Genomic DNA, 24,598 nt, shown 5'->3' on the forward strand with positions numbered 1-24,598 from the left:
AACGCCTCACCGTGCTCGTAAGAGCCCCGCAGCAAGGTGTCCCGGGACGCACCCTTTCGCGTGGGTCGCCCCGAGTGCAGTTCCAGCTCAATCCCGATGACCCCTCCTTCGGCCTCGGACAACGAAGCTTCTCAGAGATCATTTGTCAGACACGACCTAGGACCTGCCGGCCGGAACAGGCCCGGAATCCATCGGCGCCGGTGGCCGCGCCGCCGCCACCAGCGCCGCCATCACCCGCACGTCGTCGCCCATCTCCGGATGCCACTGCACCCCGAGCACCCAGCCGGGCCCCGGCCGTTCGACCGCCTCCACCGTGCCGTCCGCCGCGTGCGCGGAGGCCACCAGGCCCGCGCCGAGCCGGTCCACCGCCTGGTGGTGGTAGGTGGGCACGGCACAGTCGCCGGGCACCACGGAGGCGTACCTGGTCCCCGGCACCGGCGTCACCGTATGGGAGCCGAACCTGCCAGTCGCCCCCTCGGGCCCGGTATGCCCGTCCATGTGCTGCGTCAGCGTCCCGCCGAGGACCACGTTGAGGAGCTGCATCCCCCGGCAGATGCCGAGCAGCGGGGTGCCGGACTCCAGCGCCGCCCCGATCAGCGCCGCCTCCCAGCCGTCCCGCTCCGGCGCGGGCGGCCCGGTCCGCGGATCACGCCCGGCCCCGTACCGCGCCGGATCCACATCCGGGCCGCCCGCGACCACCACCGCGTCCAGCCGTGCCACGACCGACGCGGCCGCCTCCGGGGAGTCCGGCGGCAGCAGTACGGCCAGACCGCCCGCCTCCCGGACCAGCCGGCTGTAACCGGCGGGCAGCAGGGTGGCGGGCAGGTCCCAGAGGTCCCAGCGCGCCGAGTCCACCAGATACGTACTGATCCCGATCAGCGGGCTGTTCATCGGATCTCCCTCTCGCACGGCACGCGGAACGCATCGGCACCGTATCCAAATCCCTTGCCCTGCCCATAGATTTGGATCAGCTGTCCATAGATCCGGATCATCTGTCGGCCCGCGAGGAGAGGATCCATCCGTGTCCGACCGAACAGCCCCGCTCGCCGTGGAGGAACTCCGCGTGCTCGTCGGCAGCGGCGAGATCGACACCGTGGTCCTGGCCTTCCCCGACATGCAGGGGCGGCTCCAGGGAAAGCGCTTCGCCGCCGGCTTCTTCCTCGACGAGGTCGTGCCGCACGGCACGGAGGGCTGCAACTACCTGCTCGCCGTCGACACCGACATGAACACCGTGGACGGCTACGCCATGTCGTCCTGGGAACGCGGTTACGGCGACTTCGCCATGCTCCCCGACCTCGCCACACTGCGCCGGGTGCCCTGGAACGAGAGCACCGCGATGGTCACCGCCGACCTCGCGTGGAGCGACGGCGCACCCGTCGTCGCCGCGCCCCGCCAGATACTGCGCCGCCAGCTGGACCGGCTCGCCGGGCACGGCTACACCGCCCACGCGGGCACCGAACTCGAATTCATCGTCTTCAAGGACACCTACGAACAGGCCTGGGACCGCGGCTACCGAGGCCTGACCCCGGTCAACCAGTACAACGTCGACTACTCCGTCCTCGGCACCGGCCGTGTCGAACCCCTGCTGCGCCGCATCCGCAACGAGATGGCGGGCGCGGGCCTCACCGTCGAATCCGCCAAGGGCGAGTGCAACCCCGGCCAGCACGAGATCGTGTTCCGCTACGACGAGGCCCTGGTCACCTGCGACCAGCACGCCGTCTACAAGACCGGCGCCAAGGAGATCGCCGCCCAGGAGGGCGTCGCGCTCACCTTCATGGCCAAGTTCAACGAGCGCGAGGGCAACTCCTGCCACATCCACCTCTCGCTCCGCTCCACCGAAGAGCCCGGCCGCAGCGTCATGGCGGACGGGGACGGCGCGATGTCCCCGGTGATGCGGCGCTTCCTCGCCGGCCAGCTCGCGGCCCTGCGCGACTTCTCCCTCCTCTACGCGCCGAACATCAACTCCTACAAGCGGTTCCAGCCCGGCTCCTTCGCCCCGACCGCCGTCGCCTGGGGCGCCGACAACCGCACCTGTGCGCTCCGGGTCGTCGGGCACGGCCAGTCGCTGCGCTTCGAGAACCGGCTCCCCGGCGGCGACGTCAACCCGTACCTCGCCGTCGCCGGACTCGTCGCCGCGGGCCTGTACGGCATCGAGCACGGACTCGAACTCCCCGAACCCTGCGCCGGAAACGCCTACACCGCCGAGTACGACCACGTCCCCACCAGTCTGCGCGAGGCCGCCGGGCGCTGGGAGCGCAGCGAGATCGCCGAAGCCGCCTTCGGGGCCGAGGTCGTCGCGCACTACGCCAACATGGCCCGCGTCGAGCTCGAAGCCTTCGACGCGGCGGTGACCGACTGGGAGATCAAGCGCTCCTTCGAACGTCTGTGAGGACTTCCTTGACCCGCGAGCACCAAGTACTGAACCCGGCGACGGAGGAGATCGTCGCCACCGTGCCGGCCACCACCGCGGCCGGGGTGGACGCCGCCGTCACCCGCGCCGCGGCCGCCCAGCGGACCTGGGCCGCGCTCGCCCCCGCCGACCGGGCCCGGCTGCTGCGCCGGTTCGCCGCCGCCGTGGACGGCCGGACCGAGGAGCTGGCCCGGCTGGAGGTCCGCGAGGCGGGCCACACCATCGGCAACGCCCGCTGGGAGGCCGGCAACGTCCGCGATCTGCTCGACTACGCCGCCGGGGGAGTGGAACGGCTGAACGGCCGCCAGATCCCCGTACCCGGCGGCATCGACATCACCCTGCTCGAACCCCTCGGCGTCATCGGTGTGATCGCACCCTGGAACTTCCCCATGCCGATCGCCGCCTGGGGCCTGGCCCCCGCCCTCGCGGCGGGCAACGCCGTCGTCCTCAAACCCGCAGAGACCACCCCGCTGACCGCGCTCCGGCTCGCCGCCCTCGCCCTGGAGGCCGGACTGCCCGAACACCTCTTCCAGGTGCTGCCCGGCGCGGGCGACGAAGCGGGCGACGCCCTGGTCGAGCACCCGGGCGTCGCCAAGATCGTCTTCACCGGCTCCACCCGGGTCGGCAAGCAGATCATGGCCAAGTGCGCCGAGCAGGTGAAGCGGGTCACCCTCGAACTCGGCGGCAAGAGCCCCAGCATCGTCTTCGCCGACGCCGACCTCGAAGCCGCCGCGGCCGCCGCCCCCATGTCCTTCCTGGACAACGCGGGCCAGGACTGCTGCGCCCGCACCCGGATCCTGGTCCAGCGCTCCGCCTACGACCGCTTCCTGGAGCTGCTCGCCCCGGCCGTCGCCGGCGTCGTCGTGGGCGACCCGTCCGACGAGAAGACGCAGATGGGCCCGCTCATCTCACGCACCCAGCTGGACCGGGTGCGCGGATACGTCCCCGAGGACGCGGCCGCCATCCGGGGCAGCGCACCCGGCGGCGCCGGTTTCTGGTTCCCGCCGACCGTCCTCACCGACGCCGCCGCGGACTCGCCCGTCGCCACGGAGGAGGTGTTCGGGCCGGTCGCTGTCGTGCTGCCCTTCGACGACGAGGCGGACGCCGTCCGGCTCGCCAACGCGACGCGCTACGGCCTCGCGGGCTCCCTCTGGACCCGTGACGTGGGGCGCGCGCTGCGCGTCTCGCAGGCCGTCCGGGCGGGAAACCTCTCCGTCAACTCCCACTCCGCGGTCCGCTACTGGACCCCGTTCGGCGGGTTCAAGCAGTCCGGCCTCGGCCGCGAACTGGGGCCCGACGCCCTCACCGCCTTCACCGAAACCAAGAACGTCTTCCTCAGCACGGAGGGTTGAACCGGTATGACCACGGACAACGGGAACATCTGCCGCCGCCTCGTCGGCCGCACCGCCGTCATCACCGGCGCCGCCAGCGGCATCGGCCTCGCCACCGCCCACCGGCTCGCCTCCGAGGGCGCGCACGTGGTCTGCGGCGACATCGACGAGACGGCGGGCAAGGCGGCCGCCGAAGCGGTCGGCGGCACCTTCGTACGGGTCGACGTCACCGACCCGGGACAGGTCGAGGCGCTGTTCGCGGCGGCGCACGACACCTACGGCTCCGTCGACGTCGCCTTCAACAACGCCGGCATCTCACCGCCCGACGACGACTCCATCCTCACCACGGGCCTGGAGGCCTGGAAACGCGTCCAGGACGTCAACCTCACCTCCGTCTACCTCTGCTGCAAGGCGGCCCTGCCCTACATGCGGCGCCAGGGGCGTGGCTCGATCATCAACACCGCCTCGTTCGTCGCCAGGATGGGCGCGGCCACCTCGCAGATCTCCTACACCGCGTCCAAGGGCGGGGTGCTCGCGATCTCCCGTGAACTGGGCGTCCAGTTCGCCCGCGAGGGCATCCGGGTCAACGCGCTGTGCCCGGGGCCGGTCAACACCCCGCTGCTCCGGGAGCTGTTCGCCAAGGACCCGGAGCGCGCCGCCCGCCGGCTGGTACACATCCCGCTCGGCCGGTTCGCGGAGGCCACCGAGATCGCGGCCGCCGTCGCCTTCCTGGCGAGCGACGACTCCTCCTTCGTCAACGCCACGGACTTCCTCGTCGACGGCGGCATCTCCGGCGCCTACGTCACGCCTCTCTAGGGCGGAACGTCGAACCGTCGTCGTCGCCCGGCGGAGACGGTTCGACGACAGGCCCCGGACGCCGCACGCGTCCGGAACCTAGAGTGGGGCGATGAGCAACGCGACCCCGCCCGGCTGGTATCCGGACTCGGCCGCACCGGGCCACGAGCGGTGGTGGGACGGTGCGGTGTGGACCGCCCACACCCGCCCGTACGCCGCCGCGGCACAGCCGTACGTCCCCGCGCCGTCCGCTTCCCCCGCCCCGCCCGGCCGGGGGAGCGGCGGCGGAAGCGGCCGGATCATCGCCATGGTGGTGGCCGGCGCGGTCGTCGTCGGCGCGGCGGTGACTGGAGCGGTGCTGCTCGGCAGGGACGACGACGGTACGTTGCCGGTGGCCCGGCCGAGCAGCACCCCGCCCGCGGACACCGCCACCCACGACGGCCCCGGCGACAGCCCCTCGCCGGACGCCCCGGCCGACGGCGGAGACCCGGCCGTGCTCGTGGACCAGCTCAACGGCATCACCCTCCCGGTCCCCGACGGCTGGGAGAAGCCGGAAGACACCGTGGAGGAGGTGCTCACCATGCGCACCACCCGCTCCTACAGCTGCCCCGGCAGCTCTGCGGACTTCTGCTACCACGGCACGGTGACCACGCGGACACCCAACGCCGCCGACGCCGACACCCCGGAGAAGCTGGCCAGGGAGGACATAGCCGACGCGGCGGACGCCGCGTACGAGGAGAACGCCGTCGGCACCCGTATCCACGGCGGCATCATGTCCCACAAGCAGCTCGCCGCCGCCTCGGTGAGCGTGGCGGGACGCACCGGATACCTGGTGCGCTGGAAGGTCGTGACCGGCAAGGGCCCCGGCGGCTACGCGCAGTCGCTCGTCTTCCCGTCGAGCGTCGGCAGCGAGTCGCTCGTCGTCGTGCGCTACGCCTTCGACGCCGGCCCCGACGGGCCCCCGCTCTCCCTCATGGACACGCTCACCAAGGGCATCCGGCCGATCGGCGACAGCGCGACGAACGGCGGCGTCGGCAGCTCCGTGGCCCCCTGACGCCGCCCCGGGCTCAGAGGAAGGTGCGGCCCTCACCCCGGTACGTCGGCACGGTCGCCGTGATCCGGTCTCCCTCGATCAGCTGCAACTCGTCGAAACGCTCGCACAGTTCACCGGCCTTGGCGTGCCGGAACCACACCTTGTCACCGATCAGCAGATCGTCGGCCGGGGCGCCGAGCAGCGGGGTCTGCACCTCGCCAGGACCCTCCTGCGGGTCGTAGCGCAGCCCTTCCGGCAGGTACGGGACCGGCAGCCGGTCGGGACCGGCCGCCCCGGACGCCGGGTAACCGCCACCGAGCACCGTCACCACGCCCACTCCGGGCCTGCGCACCACCGGCTGGGCGAACAGGGCCGCCGGACGGGCCGTGAACGAGGTGTAGTTGTCGAACAGCCGAGGCACGTACAGTCCGGAGCCGGCCGCGATCTCCGTCACCGCGTGCTCCGCGGCGGTGTGCTGCACACTGCCGGTGCCGCCGCCGTTCACGAACTCCAGGTCCGGCGCGACGGCCCGTACCGCCCGCACCACCTCGGCCCGCCGGACCGCCAGTTCCCGGCGGGCGGAGGCCTGCATCAGCCGGATCGCCCGGGACCGCAGCGGCCGCCCCGCGACCGAGTCACCGACCCCGGCGATATGGCCCTCGTACGCCATCAGCCCCACCAGCCGGAAACCGGGCCTGCGGGCCACGGACCGGGCCAGTTCGGCCAGTTGGGCGGGGGAGCGCAGCGGTGAACGGAGCGCCCCGATCCTGACCCGGCCGCCGAGCATCCGCAGCGAGGTGTCCAGCTCCAGGCAGACCCGGATCTCCTCGCCGCCCCCGGCACGCGCCGCGTCGATCAGCTCCAGCTGTGCGTGGTCGTCCACCATCACGGTCACGGCGGCGGCCAGCTTCGGGTCCGCGGCGAGTTCCGCGAAAGCGGGGCGGTCGGCCGACGGATAGGCCAGCAGTACGTCCTCGAACCCGGCGCGGGCCAGCCACAGCGACTCGGCCAGGGTGAACGACATGATTCCGGCGAAGCCGGGCCGCGCGAGCACCCGTTCCAGCAGGGCGCGGCAGCGCACCGATTTGCTCGCCACCCGGACCGGCTTTCCGGCCGCACGGCGTACCAGGTCGTCGGCGTTGGCGTCGAACGCCTCCAGATCGACGACGGCGATCGGGGCATCGAGATGGGCGGTGGCCCGGTTGTAACGGGTCCGGTCAGCGGCGCGGGCAGTCATGGCCGCAGCTTGCCAGACACCTGTACCGCTGGGTAGGGGGATGATCTGCGCAGATCGGTCCGGCGCCCGGCGGCCCGCTCCCATCAGGGGCGCCGCAGCCCGTAGAGTGACGGGCACGTGGCGCGCAACAGGCCTGCCTGTGGCGGCGATCTGCGTGCGGTACGGACGGACCAGGGGGGCTGATGAGTACCGAGGCGCAGCGCGCTCCCGTCCCGCCACGCCCGGCCACCCCGCCGGACGGCAGGGTGCCCACGCCCCCGGGACCCGCCGCACCCGCACCGCCTGCCCCGTCTACATCGGCTGCCGCACCCGTACCGTCCGCCGCCCCGGCAGCGCCTGCCGCACCCGCACCGTTTGCCGCATCCGCACCGTCTGCCGCCCCGGCAGTGCCTGCCGCACCCGCAGCGCCTGCCGCACCCGCACCGGCCGCCACACCCGCACCGCCTGCACCCGAGACAACCCCAGCCCCAACCCCAGCCCCGGCCCAGGCCACGGCCCCCGCCAACACGCCCGCCGCAGAGCCGTCCGGCGCCGCACCGCCCGCCGCGGAGTCGACCGCCCGGCTCCGGCCCGTGCCGCCGGCTCCGCCGCGATCCGCCGGGCCCCCCGCCGCACCGGCCTTCCCGCCGCGCCCCGCGATGCCGCCCGCGGCGACCCGGCGCCGCCCGGTGGGCGCCGTGGATCTCGGCGCACCGCCCTGGTGGCCCGAGGGCGGCGGCCCCGCCGCTCCGCCCGGCCACCGGCCCCCGCACCCCTACCCGCCGCACCCCTTCCCGGCCGAGACGCCCTCCGAGACCACCACCCGGCTCCGCCCGGTACGGAGCCGGAGCCCCTTCAGGGCCGCGGCCGCCGCCGTCTGCGTCGTGCTCGGGCTCGGGCTGATCGGCGGCGCGGCCACCGGCAGTTGGCTGATCAGCGACTCCTCGGCCGATCCTGCGGCCCACAGCACCTACACCGTGGGCCGTGCCGCCTGGCACAGCGTGCCCGTGGACACCCTCTTCCCGCGCACCCTCAAAGGGGACGGCGCCGGGCCCGGCGGCTCGGACCGGGTCTGGACCAGGCTCGCCGTCGCCCCGGACAGCGGCTGCGCGACGGCTCTGGACCCGTTGCTGCTCAAGACGGTGCGCCCGGCCGGCTGCGCCCGGCTGCTGCGCGCCACCTACACGGACGCGACGTCCAGCAGTGTCACCACCGTCGGCCTGCTCTTCACCGAGGGCGACACCGACGCCATGCGGGCGCTCAGCACCCGGTTCACCGATCAGCACCTGGACGCGCGCACCGATCTGATGCCCCGCGCGTATCCCGTCAAGGGCACCCCCGCCGCCGGATTCGGTGACAGGCAGCGCGCCAGCTGGAGCGTGCACGTCCTGACCGAGGTCCCCGTCGTGGTGTTCGCGGTCTCCGGTTTCGCCGACGGGCGGGCGGTCGCCACCCCGCAGCCGGCTGCCAGGGCCATGGTCCGGAACGCCACCACCGCCGCCGCCCAGGCCGGGCTCGGCCACGAGGCCAAGGGGCTGGCGGACCTGGTCGAACGCGGTCTGCGCAGGACCGTCGCAGAGCGCACGGAGAAGCCGGAGTGACCCGAGTGCCTGTAGTGACCCGAGTGTCCGGAGCAACCCGCCGTGCCCGCCGTCGCCGTGCCCTCGGCGCGGTCTGCGCCGCCACCGCGCTCGCGCTGCTGCCCGCGTCACCGGCGCGGGCGGACACCATCCGGGCCCAGCAGTGGGGCCTGGACGCCCTCCACACCGACGAGGCCTGGCAGACCACCCGGGGCAAGGGGATCACCGTCGCCGTCGTCGACACCGGGGTGGACGGCAGCCTGCCCGACCTGGCGGGCCAGGTACTGCCGGGCAAGGACATGATCGGCTTCGGCGCCGGACGGGGCGACCGGTCCTGGGCACGGCACGGCACCGCGATGGCCGCGATCATCGCGGGCCGGGGCCACGGGGCCTCGAACGCCGACGGGGTGCTCGGCATCGCGCCGCAGGCGAAGATCCTCCCGGTCCGGGTCATCCTGGAGGCGAGCGACCCGGACCGGGCCAAGGCCCGCAAGTCCCGCGGCACGGCCCTCGCGGACGGCATCCGCTGGGCCGCCGACCACGGCGCCGACGTCATCAACCTCTCGCTGGGCGACGACAGCGAGTCCGCCCACCCGGAGCCGGGCGAGGACGCGGCCGTCCAGTACGCGCTGAAGAAGGGCGCGGTCGTCGTCGCGTCGGCAGGCAACAGCGGCGAGAAGGGCGACCACATCTCGTACCCCGCCGCCTACCCCGGAGTGATCGCGGTCGCCGCCGTCGACCGCTACGGCACCCACGCCTCGTTCTCCACCCGCCGCTGGTACGCCGCCGTGAGCGCCCCCGGCGACGACATCGTCGTCCCCGCCCCGGACCGGCAGTACTACGTGGAGTGGGGGACCTCGGCGGCGTCCGCCTTCGTCTCCGGTGCGGTGGCCCTGATCCGTGCCGCCCACCCCGGTCTCACGCCCGCCCAGATCAAGAAGCTCCTCACGGACACCGCGCACAGCTCCCCCGCGGGGGGCCGGGACGACTCCCGGGGCTACGGCATGGCCGACCCGGCCGCGGCCATCAAGGCGGGTGCCACGCTCCGCCCGGCCGGTCTGCGCCCCGACTCCGCCGCGGCGGGCTACCGGCGGAAGTACTTCGGATCCGGCCCCACCCCGCCCCGCGAGGACGAGGGGCCCGCGGGCTGGCTGGCCCCGGTCGCGGGCGGTCTCGGCGCACTCCTGCTCGCACTGGCCGTGGTGCTGTGGCGCGGCCGCAACGGGCGGCCGGTGTTCCCGCGCCGCTGACCCGCGCACCGCACGGGCGGCCGTGGCCGACCTGTCGGCAGGACGGCCACGGGCAGGCACTACGCTCGCCCTGTGGCGCAGAAGAACATTCCGGACCCCGGATACTCCGACGACGACGGCACGGCCGACCCCGCCCTGACCTCGGCACTGTCCGCCTGGGCCGAGGACCGCGAGGCCGTCGGACCGGTGCTCGAAGCCCTCAGGGGGGCCCGGCTGCTGGTCCCCGTGGTGGCGGTCCTCGGTGAGGTCGAGAAGGACGAGAAGGGGCTCCGCCGGGAGAAGACCAGTGACATGGCCGTCCCCACCCTCCAGGCCGGTGACCGCCGCGCCCTGCCCGCCTTCACCTCCACCGCCTCGCTGGCCCGCTGGGACCCGCAGGCCCGCCCCGTCGCCGTACCCCTGCACCAGGCGCTCCAGGCAGCCGTGCACGAGAAGGCGGACACCGTGGTGCTCGACCTCGCGGGTCCGGTGGCCTTCGAGGTGACCGGCTCCGCGCTGCTCGCCCTCGCGGAGGGCCGCACCAGCGCCGACCCGCTGGACGACCCCGCCGTCACCTCCGCGGTACGCGACGCCGTCGCCGCCGAACCCGCCGTGCTCCGCGCCCACCTCGGTCCGGGCCGCGCCGACGGCACCCTCGCCCTGGTGCTCGCGGCGGACGCCGATCCGGCCGAGGCCGCGGGCCGGGTCGCGCGGTCGCTGGCCGCCAGCGAGGTGCTGCGGGCCCGGCTGGTGCGCGGCCTGGACCTCGCGCTGCTCCCGGCCGGCGCGAACGCACCGGGTGACGCCTTGTTCACTCGCTGATCACCTCCCTGGCTCAACGCGCTCAACAAGGCGCCGAGTCGGAGAATTGCGGAGAAAGCGGACGATCTTCGCGAGGTGGTTGTATGCAGACGCGAATGGCGGCATCGGAGTTCCTGGGCACCCTCCTGCTGGTCTTCTTCGCCGTCGGATCAGCGGTGCTCGGTGTCCAGTACATCGGGACCGTCGGCATCGCGCTGGCCTTCGGCTTCGTGCTTCTGGCCCTGGCCTACGCGCTCGGCCCGATCTCCGGCTGCCACCTCAATCCGGCGGTCACCCTGGGAATGCTGGCGGCCCGGCGGATCGACGTACGCACCGCGGTGACGTACTGGATCGCGCAGTTCCTCGGTGGTATCGCCGGTGCCGCCCTGCTGTTCCTGCTGGCCAAGCAGGTGCCCGGACTGAAGACGAGCGGCAAGTTCGGCAGCAACGGCTACGGGGACCGGTCGGACGTGCACATCAACATGGGTGGCGCGTTCCTGGCCGAGGTGGTGCTGACCTTCCTGCTGGTGTTCGTCGTGCTCGCGGTGACCCACAAGCTCGCCGTCGTCGGTTTCGACGGGCTGCCCATCGGTCTCTCCCTCGCGGTGATCCACCTGGTCGGCATCCCGCTCACCGGTACGTCGGTCAACCCGGCGCGGAGTCTGGGCCCGGCGATCTTCGCGGGCGGTGCGGCGCTCTCCCAGCTCTGGCTGTTCCTGGTGGCGCCACTGGTCGGCGGTGTCATCGCGGCGCTCGCGCACCGGGTGACCCACCCCGTCGCCGGACGGGGCGAGCGGACCGCGGAGACCGCGGAGGCCTGATCCCGGCCCTTGCGTGACGTGAGCCCCCGCCCTTCCGAAGGGCGGGGGCTCACGTCACGCAAGGGCGAAGGCGTAACGGCTCAGCCGAAGACCGGTCCGGTGTACTTCTCGCCGGGACCCCGGCCCGGCTCGTCCGGTACGAGCGAGGCCTCGCGGAACGCCAGCTGGAGCGACTTCAGGCCGTCGCGCAGCGGAGCCGCGTGGAAGGAGCTGATCTCGGTGGTGCTCGCGTCCAGCAGTCCGGCCAGCGCGTGGACCAGCTTGCGGGCCTCGTCGAGGTCCTTGTGCTCGTCGCCGTCCTCGGTCAGTCCGAGTTTCACGGCGGCGGCGCTCATCAGGTTGACCGCGACCGTCACGATGACCTCGACCGCCGGCACCTCCGCGATGTCGCGGGCCATTTCGTCGAAGCCGGGGGAATCAGTGGTGGGGGTCGCGTCGCTCATGCCTCATACGATAGGCCCACGGCCAGGTGGCCTCGGCCCCGGGAGCCGTACGCCCGGCGCCCGGCGGGCGCGGCCCCCGCGCGAGGTTCGCGCTACCCCGGGGGAGCTGCTAACCTTGTGTAACGACCGGCTGGGCATCTATGTGCCCGGCCCACAAGTGGAGGCTCCGATCTCCCACCTGACCGTCCTCAGGACGGCGGGTCACCGGTCAGGTGGCGCCCATCGTTCCGTACGGACGATGGAGCCGCCCGATGCGCCCCGCGGTTGACCGTGGCGGTGTTCCGGTTTTCCAGGAGCCCCGCCTGTGTCCCGTCCGGGGCATTTTTCTTGCCTCCGCAACGGTTGGTCTGTCGAAACAGACGTTACGTGGCTGTCCGCCAGGCGGCCGCGTGGTGCTACCGAGGAGGATCCATCAGCGCCGAGCCCCGCATCAACGACCGGATTCGCGTACCCGAGGTGCGACTTGTCGGTCCCAGCGGCGAGCAGGTCGGGATTGTCCCGCTTGCCAAGGCCCTGGAACTTGCACAGGAGTACGACCTCGACCTGGTCGAGGTGGCGGCTACCGCCCGTCCGCCCGTGTGCAAGCTCATGGACTACGGGAAGTTCAAGTACGAGTCGGCCATGAAGGCCCGTGAGGCGCGCAAGAACCAGGCGCACACGGTCATCAAGGAGATGAAGCTCCGGCCGAAGATCGACCCGCACGACTATGACACCAAGAAGGGTCACGTCGTCCGGTTCCTCAAGCAGGGCGACAAGGTCAAGATCACGATCATGTTCCGTGGTCGTGAGCAGTCCCGCCCCGAGCTGGGCTTCCGACTGCTCCAGCGTCTCGCTTCGGACGTGGAGGAACTCGGCTTCATCGAGTCCAACCCGAAGCAGGACGGCCGGAACATGATCATGGTTCTTGGCCCGCACAAGAAGAAGACCGAAGCCATGGCCGAGGCCCGCGAGGCCCAGGCCGCCCGCAAGGCGGAGCGTCAGGGGTACACCCCGGACGACGCCGAGTCCGCGGACGAGGCTGCCGAGGCTCCGGCCGAGGCGTCCTCAGAGGCTCCGGCCGAGACACCTTCCGAGGCGTGACCTTCGGGGGCCGCCATCCAGGCGCCCCCGGGTCCCCCCGGAATCCCATCAAGATCTGACGCCCCTGCGGCCCGGTGCCCGCACCGGGAGGGGCGCCACTGACGAGGAGAGAACGGCGCGATGCCGAAGAACAAGACGCACAGCGGTGCCAGCAAGCGCTTCAAGATCACCGGCTCCGGCAAGGTGCTCCGCGAGAGGGCCGGCAAGCGCCACCTTCTTGAGCACAAGTCGTCCAAGAAGACCCGCTCGCTGACCGGCACGGTCGTCGTGGCTCCGGCCGACGCCAAGAAGATCAAGAAGCTTCTCGGCAAGTGAGGCCGTCGCCCCCGGTGAGATCCGGGGGCGCGCCCTCGATCCGACCGGGACCAATTCGTTTCCGGGCCGTGTGAGTACGACCACGGCCCCGCTACAAGGAGTTAACAAGTGGCACGCGTCAAGCGGGCAGTCAACGCCCACAAGAAGCGCCGGGCAATTCTCGAGGCCGCCAGCGGTTACCGCGGTCAGCGCTCGCGCCTGTACCGCAAGGCCAAGGAGCAGGTCACCCACTCCCTGGTCTACAACTACAACGACCGCAAGAAGCGCAAGGGCGACTTCCGTCAGCTGTGGATCCAGCGCATCAACGCCGCTGCCCGCCAGAACGGCATGACGTACAACCGCCTCATCCAGGGTCTGAAGGCCGCCAACATCGAGGTGGACCGCAAGATCCTGGCCGAGCTCGCGGTGAACGACGCCAACGCGTTCGCGACCCTCGTCGAGGTGGCCCAGAAGGCCCTCCCGAGCGACGTCAACGCCCCGAAGGCCGCCTGATTCAGGGCCGCACTTCCTGGTACTGAGCCGGACCCGCAGGCGCTCGCCGTCTGCGGGTCCGGTGCGTTGCACCCCCGTCACCACCTGTCACGACCCGCACCTTCGTACGCAGAGAGGCTCGCCGCCGATCATGGGCATCCCCGAACTGATCTCCCCGCGATCGCCACGGGTCGCCGCCGCCCGGCGGCTGGCCAGGCGCAACTTCCGCGGCAAGGAGCGCAGGTTCATCGCCGAGGGGCCGCAGGCCGTGCGCGAGGCCGCGGGCCACCGGGGCGGCGACGGCGAGGCGACCCTGGTCGAGCTGTTCGCCACGGTCGAGGCCGCCGAGCGGTACGAGGCCATCATCGACGCGGCCCTCGCGGCGGGCGCACGGGTGCACCTGGCCGACAGCGAGGTGCTCGCCGACGTGTCGCAGACCGTGACCCCGCAGGGCCTGATCGGCGTCTGCCGCTTCCTCGACTCGCCGTTCGAGTCGGTCCTCGCCGGGCGGCCGAAGCTCGTCGCCGTCCTGGCGAACGTCCGGGACCCCGGGAACGCCGGTACGGTGCTGCGCTGCGCCGACGCGGCGGGCGCCGACGCCGTCGTCCTCACCGATGCCTCGGTCGACCTCTACAACCCCAAGTCGGTGCGCGCGTCGGTCGGTTCGCTCTTCCACCTGCCGGTCGCCGTCGGAGTCCCCGTCGAGCAGGCCGTACAGGGGCTGCGGGACGCGGGCTCCCGGATCCTTGCCGCCGACGGCGCGGGCGAGGACGACCTCGACGACGAACTCGACGCGGGCACCATGGGCGGCCCCACCGCCTGGGTCTTCGGCAACGAGGCCTGGGGCCTGCCGGAGGAGACCCGGGCGCTGGCCGACGCCGTGGTGCGGGTGCCGATCCACGGCAAGGCCGAGAGCCTCAACCTCGCCACCGCCGCCGCCGTCTGCCTGTACGCCTCCGCACGCGCCCAGCGCCCGCCCCGCAGCACGGGCTGATCCGCCCGGTCGTCTCTCGGAGCGACGCAGGGTGTCGCTCCGTCACCGACCCCTAGTAGGGTGACGAACTGGGGGGCCCACTGCGCCGGTTCGAGAGGTGGGGTACGGGAATATGGCTGTCGGCATGAGCGGACCGCAGGCGACGGACGCCGCTGTCGTGCGCGTCGACGCGGACCCGGACGCCGGCCCCGCCGGCCAGGGGCTGGACCCCGACGACCTTCCCGACGGGCTCGTCGTCGCCGACGAGACCGGCCGGGTGATCTGCTTCAACGCCGCCGCCGCACGGATCACCGCCATGCCCCGGGCCGCCGCCCTCGGCCGCCCGCTGGAGCACGCGCTGCCGCTGGAGGACCTCAAGGGCCGCCGCTGGTGGGAGCTGACCGACCCCTACGGCGGCCTCGCCACCCGGGTCGGCCAGCCCGAACGCAATCTGCTGCTGCCCGGCGGCCGCGAGGTGCTCGTCTCCGCGCGCTACGTACGCGAGAGCCCCACCGGGCCCGTCCGCCGGCTGGTGATCAGCCTGCGCGGCACCGAGGCCCGCCGCCGCAGCGAGCGCAGCCACGCCGAGCTGATCGCCACCGTCGCCCACGAGCTGCGCTCGCCGCTGACCTCTGTCAAGGGCTTCACCGCCACGCTGCTGGCCAAGTGGGAGCGGTTCACCGACGACCAGAAGCGGCTGATGCTGGAGACGGTCTACGCCGACGCCAACCGCGTCACCCGGCTCATCACGGAACTGCTCGACATCTCCCGGATCGACTCGGGCCGGCTGGAGCTGCGCCGCCAGCCCGTGGACCTCTCGGCGGCCGTGGAGCGCCACGTCCAGGCGCTCACCGCGAACGGCCAGGAGCCGGACCGCTTCCTCGTCCGTACCTGCCAGCCGCTGCCCGCCGTCTGGGCCGACCCGGACAAGGTCGACCAGGTCCTCGGCAACCTGCTGGAAAACGCGGTGCGCCACGGCGAGGGAACCGTCACCATCGAGGTGGCACCCGCACCGGCCAAGAGCGACGAGAAGGGAACGGCCGTCACCGTGAGCGACGAAGGCACCGGCATCCCCGAGGAGTCGATGGGCCGCGTCTTCACCCGCTTCTGGCGGGGGAGCAAGCGCGGTGGCACGGGCCTGGGCCTCTACATCGTCAAAGGCATCGTCGAGGCGCACGGCGGCACGATCACGGTCGGCCGCGGCCCCGGCGGCGGCGCCGAATTCCGATTTATCCTGCCCGTGAGCACGCCGGCCTACATGAAGTAGGGGCCGGGCGGCCCACGGGCGCCTCCCACACCTCGTGGCCCGTAGACTCGACCATTGGCACCTTTGCGTCCTCCAGTCGTCGAGCGGGGTCGCGCCACCAGCCAATCGGAAGTACGGGAAGAGATGTCGGCACCGAACAAGTCGTACGACCCAGTCGAGGTCGAGGCACTGAAACCGGAAGAGATCGAGCGCATCCGGGACGAGGCGCTCGCCGCCTTCGCCGCCGCGGGCGACCTCGACGCGCTCGCCCAGGCGAAGACCGCGCACACCGGTGGTACCTCGCCCCTGTCCCTCGCCAACCGCGAGATCGGCGCGCTGCCGCCGCAGGCCAAGGCCGAGGCGGGCAAGCGCGTGGGCCAGGCCCGCGCCGCCGTGGGCAGGGCGCTCGCCGCCCGCCAGGCGGAGCTGGAGGCCGAGCGGGACGCCCGGGTCCTGGTCGAGGAGGCGGTGGACGTCACGCTGCCCTACGACCGCACCCCGGCCGGTGCCCGCCACCCGCTGACGACGATCATGGAGCGCGTCGCCGACGTCTTCGTGGCCATGGGCTACGAGGTCGCGGAGGGCCCCGAGGCCGAGGCCGAGTGGTTCAACTTCGACGCCTTGAACTTCGTGCCCGACCACCCGGCCCGGCAGATGCAGGACACCTTCTTCGTCGAGGGCGCCGACGGCGCGAAGACCGACGAGTCCGGTGTCGTCCTGCGCACCCACACCTCGCCGGTCCAGGCCCGCACGCTGCTCGACCGCGAGCCCCCCGTCTACGTCGTCTGCCCCGGCCGGGTCTACCGGACCGACGAGCTGGACGCGACGCACACCCCGGTCTTCCACCAGATCGAGCTGCTCGCCGTCGACGAGGGCCTCACCATGGCCGATCTGAAGGGCACCCTCGACCACATGGTCCAGGCGCTCTTCGGCCCGGACATGAAGACCCGGCTGCGGCCGAACTTCTTCCCGTTCACCGAGCCGTCCGCCGAGATGGACATGGTCTGCTACGTCTGCCGCGGCGAGTCCGTCGGCAACCCGGACCGCCCCTGCCGCACCTGCGGCAGCGAGGGCTGGATCGAGCTCGGCGGCTGCGGCATGGTCAACCCCAAGGTGCTCATCGCCTGCGGCGTCGACCCCCAGAAGTACAGCGGATTCGCCTTCGGGTTCGGCATCGAGCGGATGCTGATGTTCCGCCACAACGTAGAAGACATGCGAGACATGGTCGAAGGCGATGTCCGGTTCACCCGGCCCTTCGGGATGGAGATCTGATGCGCGTCCCGCTTTCCTGGCTGCGGGAGTACGTCGACCTGCCTGCCACCGAGACCGGCCGTGACGTACAGGCCAAGCTCGTCGCCGTCGGCCTTGAGGTCGAGACGGTCGAGCAGACCGGCGCCGGCCTCAAGGGCCCGCTGGTCGTCGGAAAGGTGCTCACCATCGAGGAGCTGGAGGGCTTCAAGAAGCCCATCCGGTTCTGCACGGTGGACGTCGGCGCCGCGAACGGCACCGGCGAACCGCAGGAGATCGTCTGCGGCGCCCGTAACTTCGCCGTCGGCGACAAGGTCGTCGTGGTCCTGCCCGGTGCGGTCCTGCCCGGTGACTTCGCGATCGCCTCGCGCAAGACCTACGGCAAGACCTCGCACGGCATGATCTGCTCCGGCGACGAGCTGGGCATGGGCGACGACGGCAGCGGCGGCATCATCGTGCTGCCGCCGGAGCACGAGGCGGGCACCGACGCGATCGAGCTGCTCCAGCTCGTCGACGAGGTCCTCGACATCGCCGTCACCCCCGACCGCGGCTACTGCCTCTCGATGCGCGGCGTCGCCCGCGAGACCGCCATCGCCTACGGCCTGCCGCTGCGCGACCCGGCCCTCCTGGACGTGCCCGCGCCGAACGCGTACGGCTACCCGGTCCAGGTCGCGGACCCGATCGGCTGCTCCCGCTTCACCGCGCGCACCGTGGTCGGCCTGCAGCCGGAGGCCCGTTCCCCGATCTGGCTGCGGCGCCGGCTCCAGAAGGCCGGGATGCGGCCGATCTCGCTCGCGGTCGACGTCACCAACTACGTGATGCTCGAACTCGGCCAGCCGCTGCACGCCTACGACCGGACCCGGATCGACGGCCCGATCGGGGTGCGCCGCGCCGAGCGGGGCGAGAAGCTCACCACCCTCGACGGCACCGTCCGCGTCCTGGACCCGGCCGACCTCGTCATCACCGACAACCGCGGACCGATCGGTCTGGCCGGTGTCATGGGCGGGGCCAACACGGAGATCGCGGACGCGGAGGAGGACACCCGCACCACCGAGGTGGTCATCGAGGCCGCGCACTTCGACGCGATCTCGATCGCCCGCACCGCGCGCCGCCACAAGCTCTCCTCCGAGGCGTCCAAGCGCTTCGAGCGCGGCGTCGACCCGCAGGCCGCCGCCGCTGCCGCGCAGCGCACCGTCGACCTGCTGGTGCTGCTCGCCGGTGGCACGGCGGAGGCGGGGGTCACCGAGGTGACCGCCCCGTCCGGCCCGCGCACCATCACGATGGCGGCCGACCACCCGGACAGGGTGGCCGGTGTCGCCTACGGCCGCGAGACCGTCGTGCGGCGCCTCCAGGAGGTCGGCTGCGACGTCTACGGGCAGGACGAGCTGCTCGTCACGGCCCCCTCCTGGCGGCCCGACCTGAACGAGCCGAACGACCTGGCGGAAGAGGTCATCCGGCTGGAGGGTTACGAGAACCTCCCGTCCACGCTCCCGACACCGCCCTCCGGCCGCGGGCTCACCGACCGCCAGCGGCTGCACCGCCGCGTCGGCCGGGCCCTCGCGGGCGCGGGCTACGTCGAGGCGCTGAACTACCCGTTCACCGGCGAAGCCGTCCTGGAGCAGCTGGGCCTGCCGGCGGACGACGACCGCCGCCGCACGGTCAGGCTCGTCAACCCGCTCTCCGACGAGGAGCCGTCGCTGCGCACCACGCTGCTGCCGGGCCTCCTCGGCGCACTGCGGCGCAACGACGGCCGGGGCAGCCACGACCTCGCGCTCTTCGAGACCGGTCTCGTCTTCGTGCCGACCGGCCAGGAGACCGAGCCCGTCCGGCTGCCCGTCGACCGGCGCCCCTCCGACGAGGAGATCGCCGCGCTCGACGCCGCGCTGCCGCGTCAGCCGCGCCGCGCCGCCGTCGTCCTCGCGGGCGCCCGCGAGCAGGCCGGCTGGTGGGGCAAGGGCCGCCCGGCCGACTGGGCGGACTCCGTCGAGGCCGCCCGCACCATCGCCCGTGAGGCCGGTGTCGGCCTCACGGTCCGCGCCGGGCAGTACGCGCCGTGGCACCCGGGCCGCTGCGCCGAGCTGTACGTGAGCGTCAACGGCGAGGAGACCCTGTTCGGGCACGCCGGTGAGCTGCACCCGCGCGTCATCAAGGAGCTCCACCTGCCCGAGCGCACCTGCGCCATGGAGGTCGAGCTCGACGTACTGGAGCGGGCCGTGGACGGCGCGCTCCAGGCGCCCAGGATCTCCACCTTCCCGGTGGCGACCCAGGACGTCGCGCTGGTCGTTGAGCAGGACGTGCCCGCCGCCGATGTGGAGCGGGCGCTGCGCGAGGGCGCGGGTGAACTCCTCGAATCGCTGCGGCTGTTCGATGTCTTCACGGGTGAGCAGATCGGCGGGGGCCACAAGTCCCTGGCGTACGCGCTGCGGTTCCGCGCCGCGGACCGCACGCTGACCGTCGACGAGGCCACCGCCGCCCGGGACGCCGCGGTGGCACTGGCCGCCGAGCGCACGGGCGCGGTGCTGCGCGGCGCGTAACGGCTGGGGCGCACAGCGAGGAGGGGCGTGTCCGGCCACCGGACACGCCCCTCCCGCGTACTCGCCGGGAGGCGGGGGACCGCACACGGGCCCTGGCCGGGTCCGGGGGAACCCGGCGCCCGGCCGACCCCGCGGCCACCCTCCGATCAGTGGGCAGTGGGTCGTGCGATCCGGCGCCGCCCGCACTGCCGCGGAGTGTCGGGCAGGTCGGCAGAGCGGACGGCGCGGAGGTGGGTCGTCGTGCTGTACGAGGGGGAGCAGACGACCCGGCCGCCTCTTGCGAGGGATTCAGTCAAGCCATTCGCCGGCCCGCGCAACAGCGTGCGCAGCGGGACGGTTCGGGCATTCCGTTCACACCCCGTGTGAATCGTGCTCCACTGGGGCGACACGTCCTGGCGTGCCGACCCACCGGAGGGGGCAATGGGGGCAATGGAGCCCAACACTCTGCTAGAGGCTCTGATCGACGAGGCGGGTGTCTCCCGGGCCGGGCTCGCCGCGCACGTCAACCAGGCAGGCCGCGGCCGGGGCCTGTGCCTGCGGTACGAACACACCGCCGTCGCCCGCTGGCTGAAGGGCCAGCGCCCCCGCGGCCAGGTGCCCGACCTGATCTGCGAAGTGCTCGGCGGCCGCCTGCGCAGGGCGGTCTCGCTCGACGACATCGGCATGGCGGCCCACGGCGGGCGCGCTCCCGGTCAGGGGTCCTCGCTCACCGGGTTCGTCGAACGGGCCACCGCGCTGTGGCGCTCCGACGAACAGCAGCGCCCGCACGTCGTCGCCGCCCCCGCGGTCACCGGGACCACCGCGGTGATGCCGGTGTGGGAGTGGGAGAACCCGCCGGAGGACGCGGACGTGTCCCGCGCGGGTACGAGCCGGGTCAGCATGGCCGACATAGCGACCCTGCGCGCCGCCCGCGCCCACTACGAACTGATGTACCGCAGGGCGGGCGGCATCGCGACGCGGTCGCGCATCGTCGGCTTCCTCAACGCCGAGACCGCCCCGCTGCTGCGCGGCGGCTACAGCGACGCGATGGGGCGTCAGCTGCACCGGGCGACGGGCGGGCTGGTGGCCGTCGCGGGCATCTGCGCCTACGACTCCGACGCGCACGGGCTCGCCCAGCGCTACTTCCATCAGGCGCTGCGGCTGGCCAAGGCGAGCGGGGACCGGGGGCTGGGCGGCTATGTGATCGCGCTGCTGGTCAACCAGTCGCTGTTCCTGGCGGACTACCGGCAGTCCGTCGCGTTCGCGGAGGCGGCGCTGCGGGCCGCCGGGCGCGACATCACCCCCGCGCTCGCCGCCGACCTGCACGCGATGCAGGCCAAGGCGTACGCCCATCTCGGCGACGGCGGCGGCGCCCTGAAGTCCATCCGGCGCGCCGAGTCGGAGGCCGAGCGCATCCGGCCGGGCCAGGAGCCGGACGAGACGGGGTACGTCCAGCCGGGCCTGGTCAACGTCCAGGTGGCGGAGGCGCTGCTGAGCCTCGGCGACCTGCCCGCCGCCAGAGAGCACGCGGTGGCAGCGGTGCGCACGCCCGCGCACGACCGGGGCCGGGTGCACCGGCTGGCCATGCTGACCACCATCGAGCTGCGGCAGGGCGAGGCCGACCGGGCGGCGGTCACGGCCGCGGAGATGGCGGACCGTGCCAGGGGCATGGAGTCGCAGCGGCTGCGCGACCGGCTGCGCTCCGTGCGCGGGCAGCTGGTCGCGAGCGGCAGCGCTGAGGCGGAACGGGCCGCGGAGCTCATCGACGGATCGCTGCGCGTACCACTGTGAGCGTAGGTCTGCTGCGATATGGCCACCTACTAGTCAGAAGGTGGCAGAACTGTGCAGTGGACGAACCTGAACGAACAGACTGTGTACGAGAATCGCTGGTTCCGGGTCAATCTGGCCGACGTCGTCCTCCCGGACGGCGACCACCTCGATCACTACGTCATCCGGCTCCGCCCCGTCGCCGCGGCCACCGTCGTCAACGAGGCGAACGAGGTGCTGCTCCTCTGGCGGCACCGGTTCATCACCGACAGCTGGGGTTGGGAGCTCGCCGCGGGCGTCGTCGAGGACGGCGAGGGTCTCGCCGCGGCGGCCGCGCGGGAGATGGAGGAGGAGACCGGCTGGCGTCCCGGACCGCTGCGCCCGCTGCTGACCGTGGAGCCGTCGAACGGGCTCACCGACGCCCGGCACCACTTCTACTGGGGCGAACAGGCCGAATGGACCGGTGAGCCCTGCGACGCCTTCGAGTCCTCGCGCCGGGAGTGGATACCGCTCAAGCTGGTGCCGGACATGATCGCCCGCGGTGAGGTGCCGGCCGCGGGCATGGCGGCCGGGCTGATGATGCTGCACCACTTACGGCTGGGCTGACCACGGCTGGGCCGAGCCGGCCCGCTCCGGTGCGAGGGACGACCCGCCGGCCCCTCGCACCGGGCGGTGGGGGAGCGGCGTACGGGCCGCCAGGGCTGACCCGGTCCGCGGTCAGCGGGTGTCGGCACACGCAGGAGCCTGGCGAGTCGGGGCACCTTCGTGAAGCGGCCGGTGCGGTAAGTGCCGGCGACTGCTCCGGAACGCGAGCGGCAGGGTGAGCCCGACGACGCGTGACAGCGAGGGCAAGGGTGCCGCCCGACATTGCCGGTGAGAACGAGTGCTGACCGAGGATGCGGTCTCCGGGCCGCTCTCGTTGACCGTTCGTGATCTTTCTCCGGGAAAGGGTCGAGAGAGTCAATTCGTCTACACGTCGAGTGAGACCAGCGCCCGGCGCGTGACGTCGGCCGGGGCCGCGGCGATGACGTCATTGAGCGCGTCCCTGGAAGCCTGAAGGTCGCTGATGGCCTGGGTGATGCGGTCGCGCTCCCGATGGAGGTCGGCGAGCAGGTCCGAGCAGGTGGGGACGAGACGGTCACCGGTGTCCCGCAAGCACGGCAGGACCGTGGTGATCGTGGAGGTGTTCAGGCCGGCAGCCAGCAGGCTGCGGATGCGGCGGACGACGGCAACGTCTTCTTCGACGTATTCCCGGTAACCGCTGGGGCGGCGCTGCGGGTGGAGCAGCCCCTGCTCCTCGTAATAGCGCAGCAGGTGCACGCCCACGTCGGTCCGCCGGGACAACTCACCGATACGCACATGGACCTCCTGGGTCATGCGGGCATGGCCCGTTCGGCTTGACTCTCATACCGATGTGAGAGTTTAGCGTCTGCGGCATGAAGACGAACAAGGGTTTCGCGACGCTCGCCGCATTGTGCGCGAGCGTCTTTGTCGTAGGCACCTCGGAGTATCTGATCGCTGGGTTGCTGCCCGAGGTCGGCGAGGATCTGAACGTCTCCGTGGGCACCGCTGGACAAGCGGTGACCGCATACGCGCTCGGAGTCGTGGTCGGAGGGCCGCTCATGGCCCTGCTGACCTCGCGGCTGCCGCGCAAGGGGCTCGCCATCGGGCTGATGCTGCTGTTCGCGGCGGGCAGCGCGATCAGCGCCGTGGCGCCGTCCTTCGGACTGCTCCTGGTGGGCCGCGTGGTGTCCTCGCTGAGTCACGCCGGCTTCCTGGCGCTGGCGCTGGTGACGGCGACTCGGGTGGTCCCGGCCGAGAAGACGGGCTCTGCCATCGCCACCGTGGCCTCCGGCTTCACCGTGGCCACGCTCCTCGGAGTGCCCCTGGGGGCACTGCTCGGGCAGGGCGCCGGATGGCGGGCACCCTTCGCTGTGCTGACCGTTCTGTCCCTGGTGGGCACCGTGCTCCTGGCCGCCGTACTGCCCCGGCAGGAGGCACCGTCCACACGACTGCGTGACGAGATACGCGTAGTGGCACGTCGGCCGGTCATGCTCGCCATCGCCACCACCGCGGTGGGCTTCTCCGGGGTCGCCACGGTGTTCACCTACATCGCCCCGCTGCTGACCCGCGTCTCCGGCTTCTCCGCCGCGGCGGTCTCCGGTCTGCTGCTCGCCTACGGCGCGGGCAGTTTCCTCGGCAACCTCACCGCCGGCAGACTGACCGACAAGTCGATGAGCGCCACCGTACGCGGGGTCTTCGGCGGGTTGGCGGGGACGCTCCTGCTCTTCCCGTTCGCCGTGGTGTGGCAGCCCACCGCCGTTGCGGCGGTCCTGGTACTCGGCCTGCTCGCCACCGCGACCATCGCCCCGCTGCAGGGACTGATCCTGCATCACGCGGGCGCCGCGCCGAACCTGGCGGTCTCCGTCAACGTGGGCGCCTTCAACCTCGGGGCCGCAGCCGGCTCGGTCATCGGCGGCGCGATCGTCGCAGCCGGCAATCTGCGCTGGACCGGCCTGGTGGGCGCGGTGCTGAGCCTGATCGGGCTGGCCCTGACCTATCTCGTCCTGCCCCGGACACGGACGACGGCGAAGGACGCCGGACACGAAGCCTCGATCGCCGCCTGATTCCCCGTCCACTCACCCCGCAAGGGAGATCGACAGGCACGCGATCCAAATCGCTCATCACGGCGGGCCCGAAGTCCTGGCTGTCCGGGAGGTCCTCCAGCCCATTCCAGGAACCGGCGAAGTACTGATCCGTACCGTCGCCAGCAGCCTGCATCCGGGGGACCGGAAACGCGCACCTGGGAGGCTGGGCCCGAACGCCCCGCCACCTTGGGGTGGGATCCGGTCGGAGTTGTCACTGCCGCCCACCACCCTCGCTACCGTCCCTGGGCACCAGGCGATCACGATGTCCGCACAGATCGCCTATGGCCGCGGTACCTGGGCCGAGCAGGTCATCGCCTGGCGGTAGCCGTACGAGAACAGGGCCTACGAGGCCGAGTTCCGTGCGGGAGCCGTGTGCAATCGGCCGGCGCCACGAAAGGAAGGCGACTATCTGCAATCCGACGAGTTATGGCGTGATTCGCTATCGGCGCCGTATTCGGTGAATGTGCCCGCTGGTTCATCAATGACAGCGGATGCGCCATCGGCCTTTCGGCGAGCTGCCTCCACCGGATCGTCTGTGGTCCGGATGCCCTGCGCCAAGGGGATTTCCATTGCCAGGAATGCCGACGTGGCAGCGCGTGAAGTTTGGACAAATCGCATCTTTCGGCAATAAGGCCTGATACCGGAAGTGTGACAGCCAAACCAAGGGGGAGTGAACCG

At 72.3% G+C, this 24,598-nt stretch carries 22 protein-coding genes; 18 read left to right on the forward strand and 4 right to left on the reverse strand.

Annotated features, from left to right (window positions below; genetic code table 11):
* Nucleotides 1-156 precede the first annotated feature (156 nt).
* Complete coding sequence (locus tag ACIP89_RS31995; RefSeq protein ID WP_401929934.1) at nt 157-891, reverse strand: gamma-glutamyl-gamma-aminobutyrate hydrolase family protein; 735 nt, start codon at nt 889-891, stop codon at nt 157-159.
* Nucleotides 892-1,021: 130 nt separating this feature from the next.
* On the opposite strand from ACIP89_RS31995, the gene ACIP89_RS32000 reads away from it, so the two are divergent.
* The 4 genes from ACIP89_RS32000 to ACIP89_RS32015 all read left to right on the forward strand — a co-directional run bounded on the left by ACIP89_RS32000 (nt 1,022) and on the right by ACIP89_RS32015 (nt 5,590).
* Nucleotides 1,022-2,389, forward strand: coding sequence for a glutamine synthetase family protein (locus ACIP89_RS32000; protein WP_402117926.1), 1,368 nt, complete (start codon nt 1,022-1,024; stop codon nt 2,387-2,389).
* Nucleotides 2,390-2,397: 8 nt separating this feature from the next.
* Nucleotides 2,398-3,762 (forward strand): aldehyde dehydrogenase family protein, encoded by a 1,365-nt coding sequence (locus ACIP89_RS32005; RefSeq protein WP_402117928.1) that lies wholly within the window; start codon nt 2,398-2,400, stop codon nt 3,760-3,762.
* Nucleotides 3,763-3,768: 6 nt separating this feature from the next.
* Nucleotides 3,769-4,557, forward strand: a complete 789-nt coding sequence (locus ACIP89_RS32010) for a 3-oxoacyl-ACP reductase (protein ID WP_401929940.1) — start codon at nt 3,769-3,771, stop codon at nt 4,555-4,557.
* 91 nt (nt 4,558-4,648) lie between these two features.
* Complete coding sequence (locus ACIP89_RS32015; RefSeq protein ID WP_402117929.1) at nt 4,649-5,590, forward strand: DUF2510 domain-containing protein; 942 nt, start codon at nt 4,649-4,651, stop codon at nt 5,588-5,590.
* A gap of 13 nt (nt 5,591-5,603) precedes the next feature.
* On the opposite strand, the gene ACIP89_RS32020 is transcribed toward ACIP89_RS32015, so the two are convergent.
* The gene (locus ACIP89_RS32020) at nt 5,604-6,806 is read right to left on the reverse strand and encodes an amino acid deaminase/aldolase (RefSeq protein ID WP_401929944.1); all 1,203 of its coding nucleotides are present in this window, start codon (nt 6,804-6,806) and stop codon (nt 5,604-5,606) included.
* A gap of 668 nt (nt 6,807-7,474) precedes the next feature.
* On the opposite strand from ACIP89_RS32020, the gene ACIP89_RS32025 reads away from it, so the two are divergent.
* The 4 genes from ACIP89_RS32025 (at nt 7,475) to ACIP89_RS32040 (ending at nt 11,216) form a co-directional block, all read left to right on the forward strand.
* On the forward strand, nt 7,475-8,386 hold the full coding sequence (locus tag ACIP89_RS32025) for a hypothetical protein (protein ID WP_402117931.1): 912 nt from the start codon (nt 7,475-7,477) through the stop codon (nt 8,384-8,386).
* Between the two features lie 23 nt (nt 8,387-8,409).
* Nucleotides 8,410-9,615 carry a type VII secretion-associated serine protease mycosin gene (mycP, locus tag ACIP89_RS32030; protein ID WP_402117932.1) on the forward strand — a complete coding sequence of 402 codons (1,206 nt, stop codon included), beginning with the start codon at nt 8,410-8,412 and terminating at the stop codon, nt 9,613-9,615.
* A 72-nt stretch (nt 9,616-9,687) separates the two neighbouring features.
* Nucleotides 9,688-10,416 (forward strand): SseB family protein, encoded by a 729-nt coding sequence (locus tag ACIP89_RS32035; RefSeq protein ID WP_401930277.1) that lies wholly within the window; start codon nt 9,688-9,690, stop codon nt 10,414-10,416.
* An 83-nt stretch (nt 10,417-10,499) separates the two neighbouring features.
* Complete coding sequence (locus tag ACIP89_RS32040) at nt 10,500-11,216, forward strand: MIP family channel protein (RefSeq protein WP_402117934.1); 717 nt, start codon at nt 10,500-10,502, stop codon at nt 11,214-11,216.
* 80 nt (nt 11,217-11,296) lie between these two features.
* Here the strand turns inward: ACIP89_RS32040 and ACIP89_RS32045 are convergent, their stop codons facing one another.
* Nucleotides 11,297-11,659 (reverse strand): DUF1844 domain-containing protein, encoded by a 363-nt coding sequence (locus ACIP89_RS32045; RefSeq protein ID WP_401929953.1) that lies wholly within the window; start codon nt 11,657-11,659, stop codon nt 11,297-11,299.
* 366 nt (nt 11,660-12,025) lie between these two features.
* Between ACIP89_RS32045 and infC the strand changes: the two genes are divergently transcribed.
* The 9 genes from infC (at nt 12,026) to ACIP89_RS32090 (ending at nt 21,878) form a co-directional block, all read left to right on the forward strand.
* Nucleotides 12,026-12,739, forward strand: a complete 714-nt coding sequence (infC, locus tag ACIP89_RS32050; RefSeq protein WP_389213882.1) for a translation initiation factor IF-3 — start codon at nt 12,026-12,028, stop codon at nt 12,737-12,739.
* Between the two features lie 120 nt (nt 12,740-12,859).
* The gene (rpmI, locus tag ACIP89_RS32055) at nt 12,860-13,054 is read left to right on the forward strand and encodes a 50S ribosomal protein L35 (protein WP_003970213.1); all 195 of its coding nucleotides are present in this window, start codon (nt 12,860-12,862) and stop codon (nt 13,052-13,054) included.
* 108 nt (nt 13,055-13,162) lie between these two features.
* Entirely contained in the window at nt 13,163-13,546 is a 384-nt protein-coding gene (gene rplT / locus ACIP89_RS32060) for a 50S ribosomal protein L20 (protein WP_073737428.1), read from the forward strand.
* A gap of 130 nt (nt 13,547-13,676) precedes the next feature.
* A complete protein-coding gene (locus ACIP89_RS32065; RefSeq protein WP_401929956.1) occupies nt 13,677-14,519 on the forward strand; it encodes a TrmH family RNA methyltransferase in 843 nt (280 codons plus the stop codon).
* A gap of 124 nt (nt 14,520-14,643) precedes the next feature.
* Nucleotides 14,644-15,765, forward strand: a complete 1,122-nt coding sequence (locus ACIP89_RS32070; protein ID WP_401929958.1) for an ATP-binding protein — start codon at nt 14,644-14,646, stop codon at nt 15,763-15,765.
* A gap of 123 nt (nt 15,766-15,888) precedes the next feature.
* Nucleotides 15,889-17,016 carry a phenylalanine--tRNA ligase subunit alpha gene (pheS, locus tag ACIP89_RS32075; protein ID WP_401929960.1) on the forward strand — a complete coding sequence of 376 codons (1,128 nt, stop codon included), beginning with the start codon at nt 15,889-15,891 and terminating at the stop codon, nt 17,014-17,016.
* On the forward strand, nt 17,016-19,526 hold the full coding sequence (gene pheT, locus ACIP89_RS32080; RefSeq protein ID WP_402117936.1) for a phenylalanine--tRNA ligase subunit beta: 2,511 nt from the start codon (nt 17,016-17,018) through the stop codon (nt 19,524-19,526). Before pheS ends, pheT begins: the two co-directional genes overlap by 1 nt.
* A 429-nt stretch (nt 19,527-19,955) precedes the next feature.
* On the forward strand, nt 19,956-21,296 hold the full coding sequence (locus ACIP89_RS32085) for a transcriptional regulator (RefSeq protein ID WP_402117937.1): 1,341 nt from the start codon (nt 19,956-19,958) through the stop codon (nt 21,294-21,296).
* A 51-nt stretch (nt 21,297-21,347) separates the two neighbouring features.
* Nucleotides 21,348-21,878 carry an NUDIX domain-containing protein gene (locus ACIP89_RS32090; protein WP_073737434.1) on the forward strand — a complete coding sequence of 177 codons (531 nt, stop codon included), beginning with the start codon at nt 21,348-21,350 and terminating at the stop codon, nt 21,876-21,878.
* A gap of 363 nt (nt 21,879-22,241) precedes the next feature.
* Here the strand turns inward: ACIP89_RS32090 and ACIP89_RS32095 are convergent, their stop codons facing one another.
* Nucleotides 22,242-22,631 (reverse strand): MerR family transcriptional regulator, encoded by a 390-nt coding sequence (locus tag ACIP89_RS32095; protein ID WP_401929966.1) that lies wholly within the window; start codon nt 22,629-22,631, stop codon nt 22,242-22,244.
* 77 nt (nt 22,632-22,708) lie between these two features.
* Between ACIP89_RS32095 and ACIP89_RS32100 the strand changes: the two genes are divergently transcribed.
* Nucleotides 22,709-23,899 carry an MFS transporter gene (locus tag ACIP89_RS32100; RefSeq protein ID WP_402117938.1) on the forward strand — a complete coding sequence of 397 codons (1,191 nt, stop codon included), beginning with the start codon at nt 22,709-22,711 and terminating at the stop codon, nt 23,897-23,899.
* The last annotated feature ends 699 nt before the right edge of the window (nt 23,900-24,598 follow it).

This window comes from Streptomyces sp. NPDC088730, assembly GCF_044751215.1.
Taxonomy (GTDB): domain Bacteria; phylum Actinomycetota; class Actinomycetes; order Streptomycetales; family Streptomycetaceae; genus Streptomyces.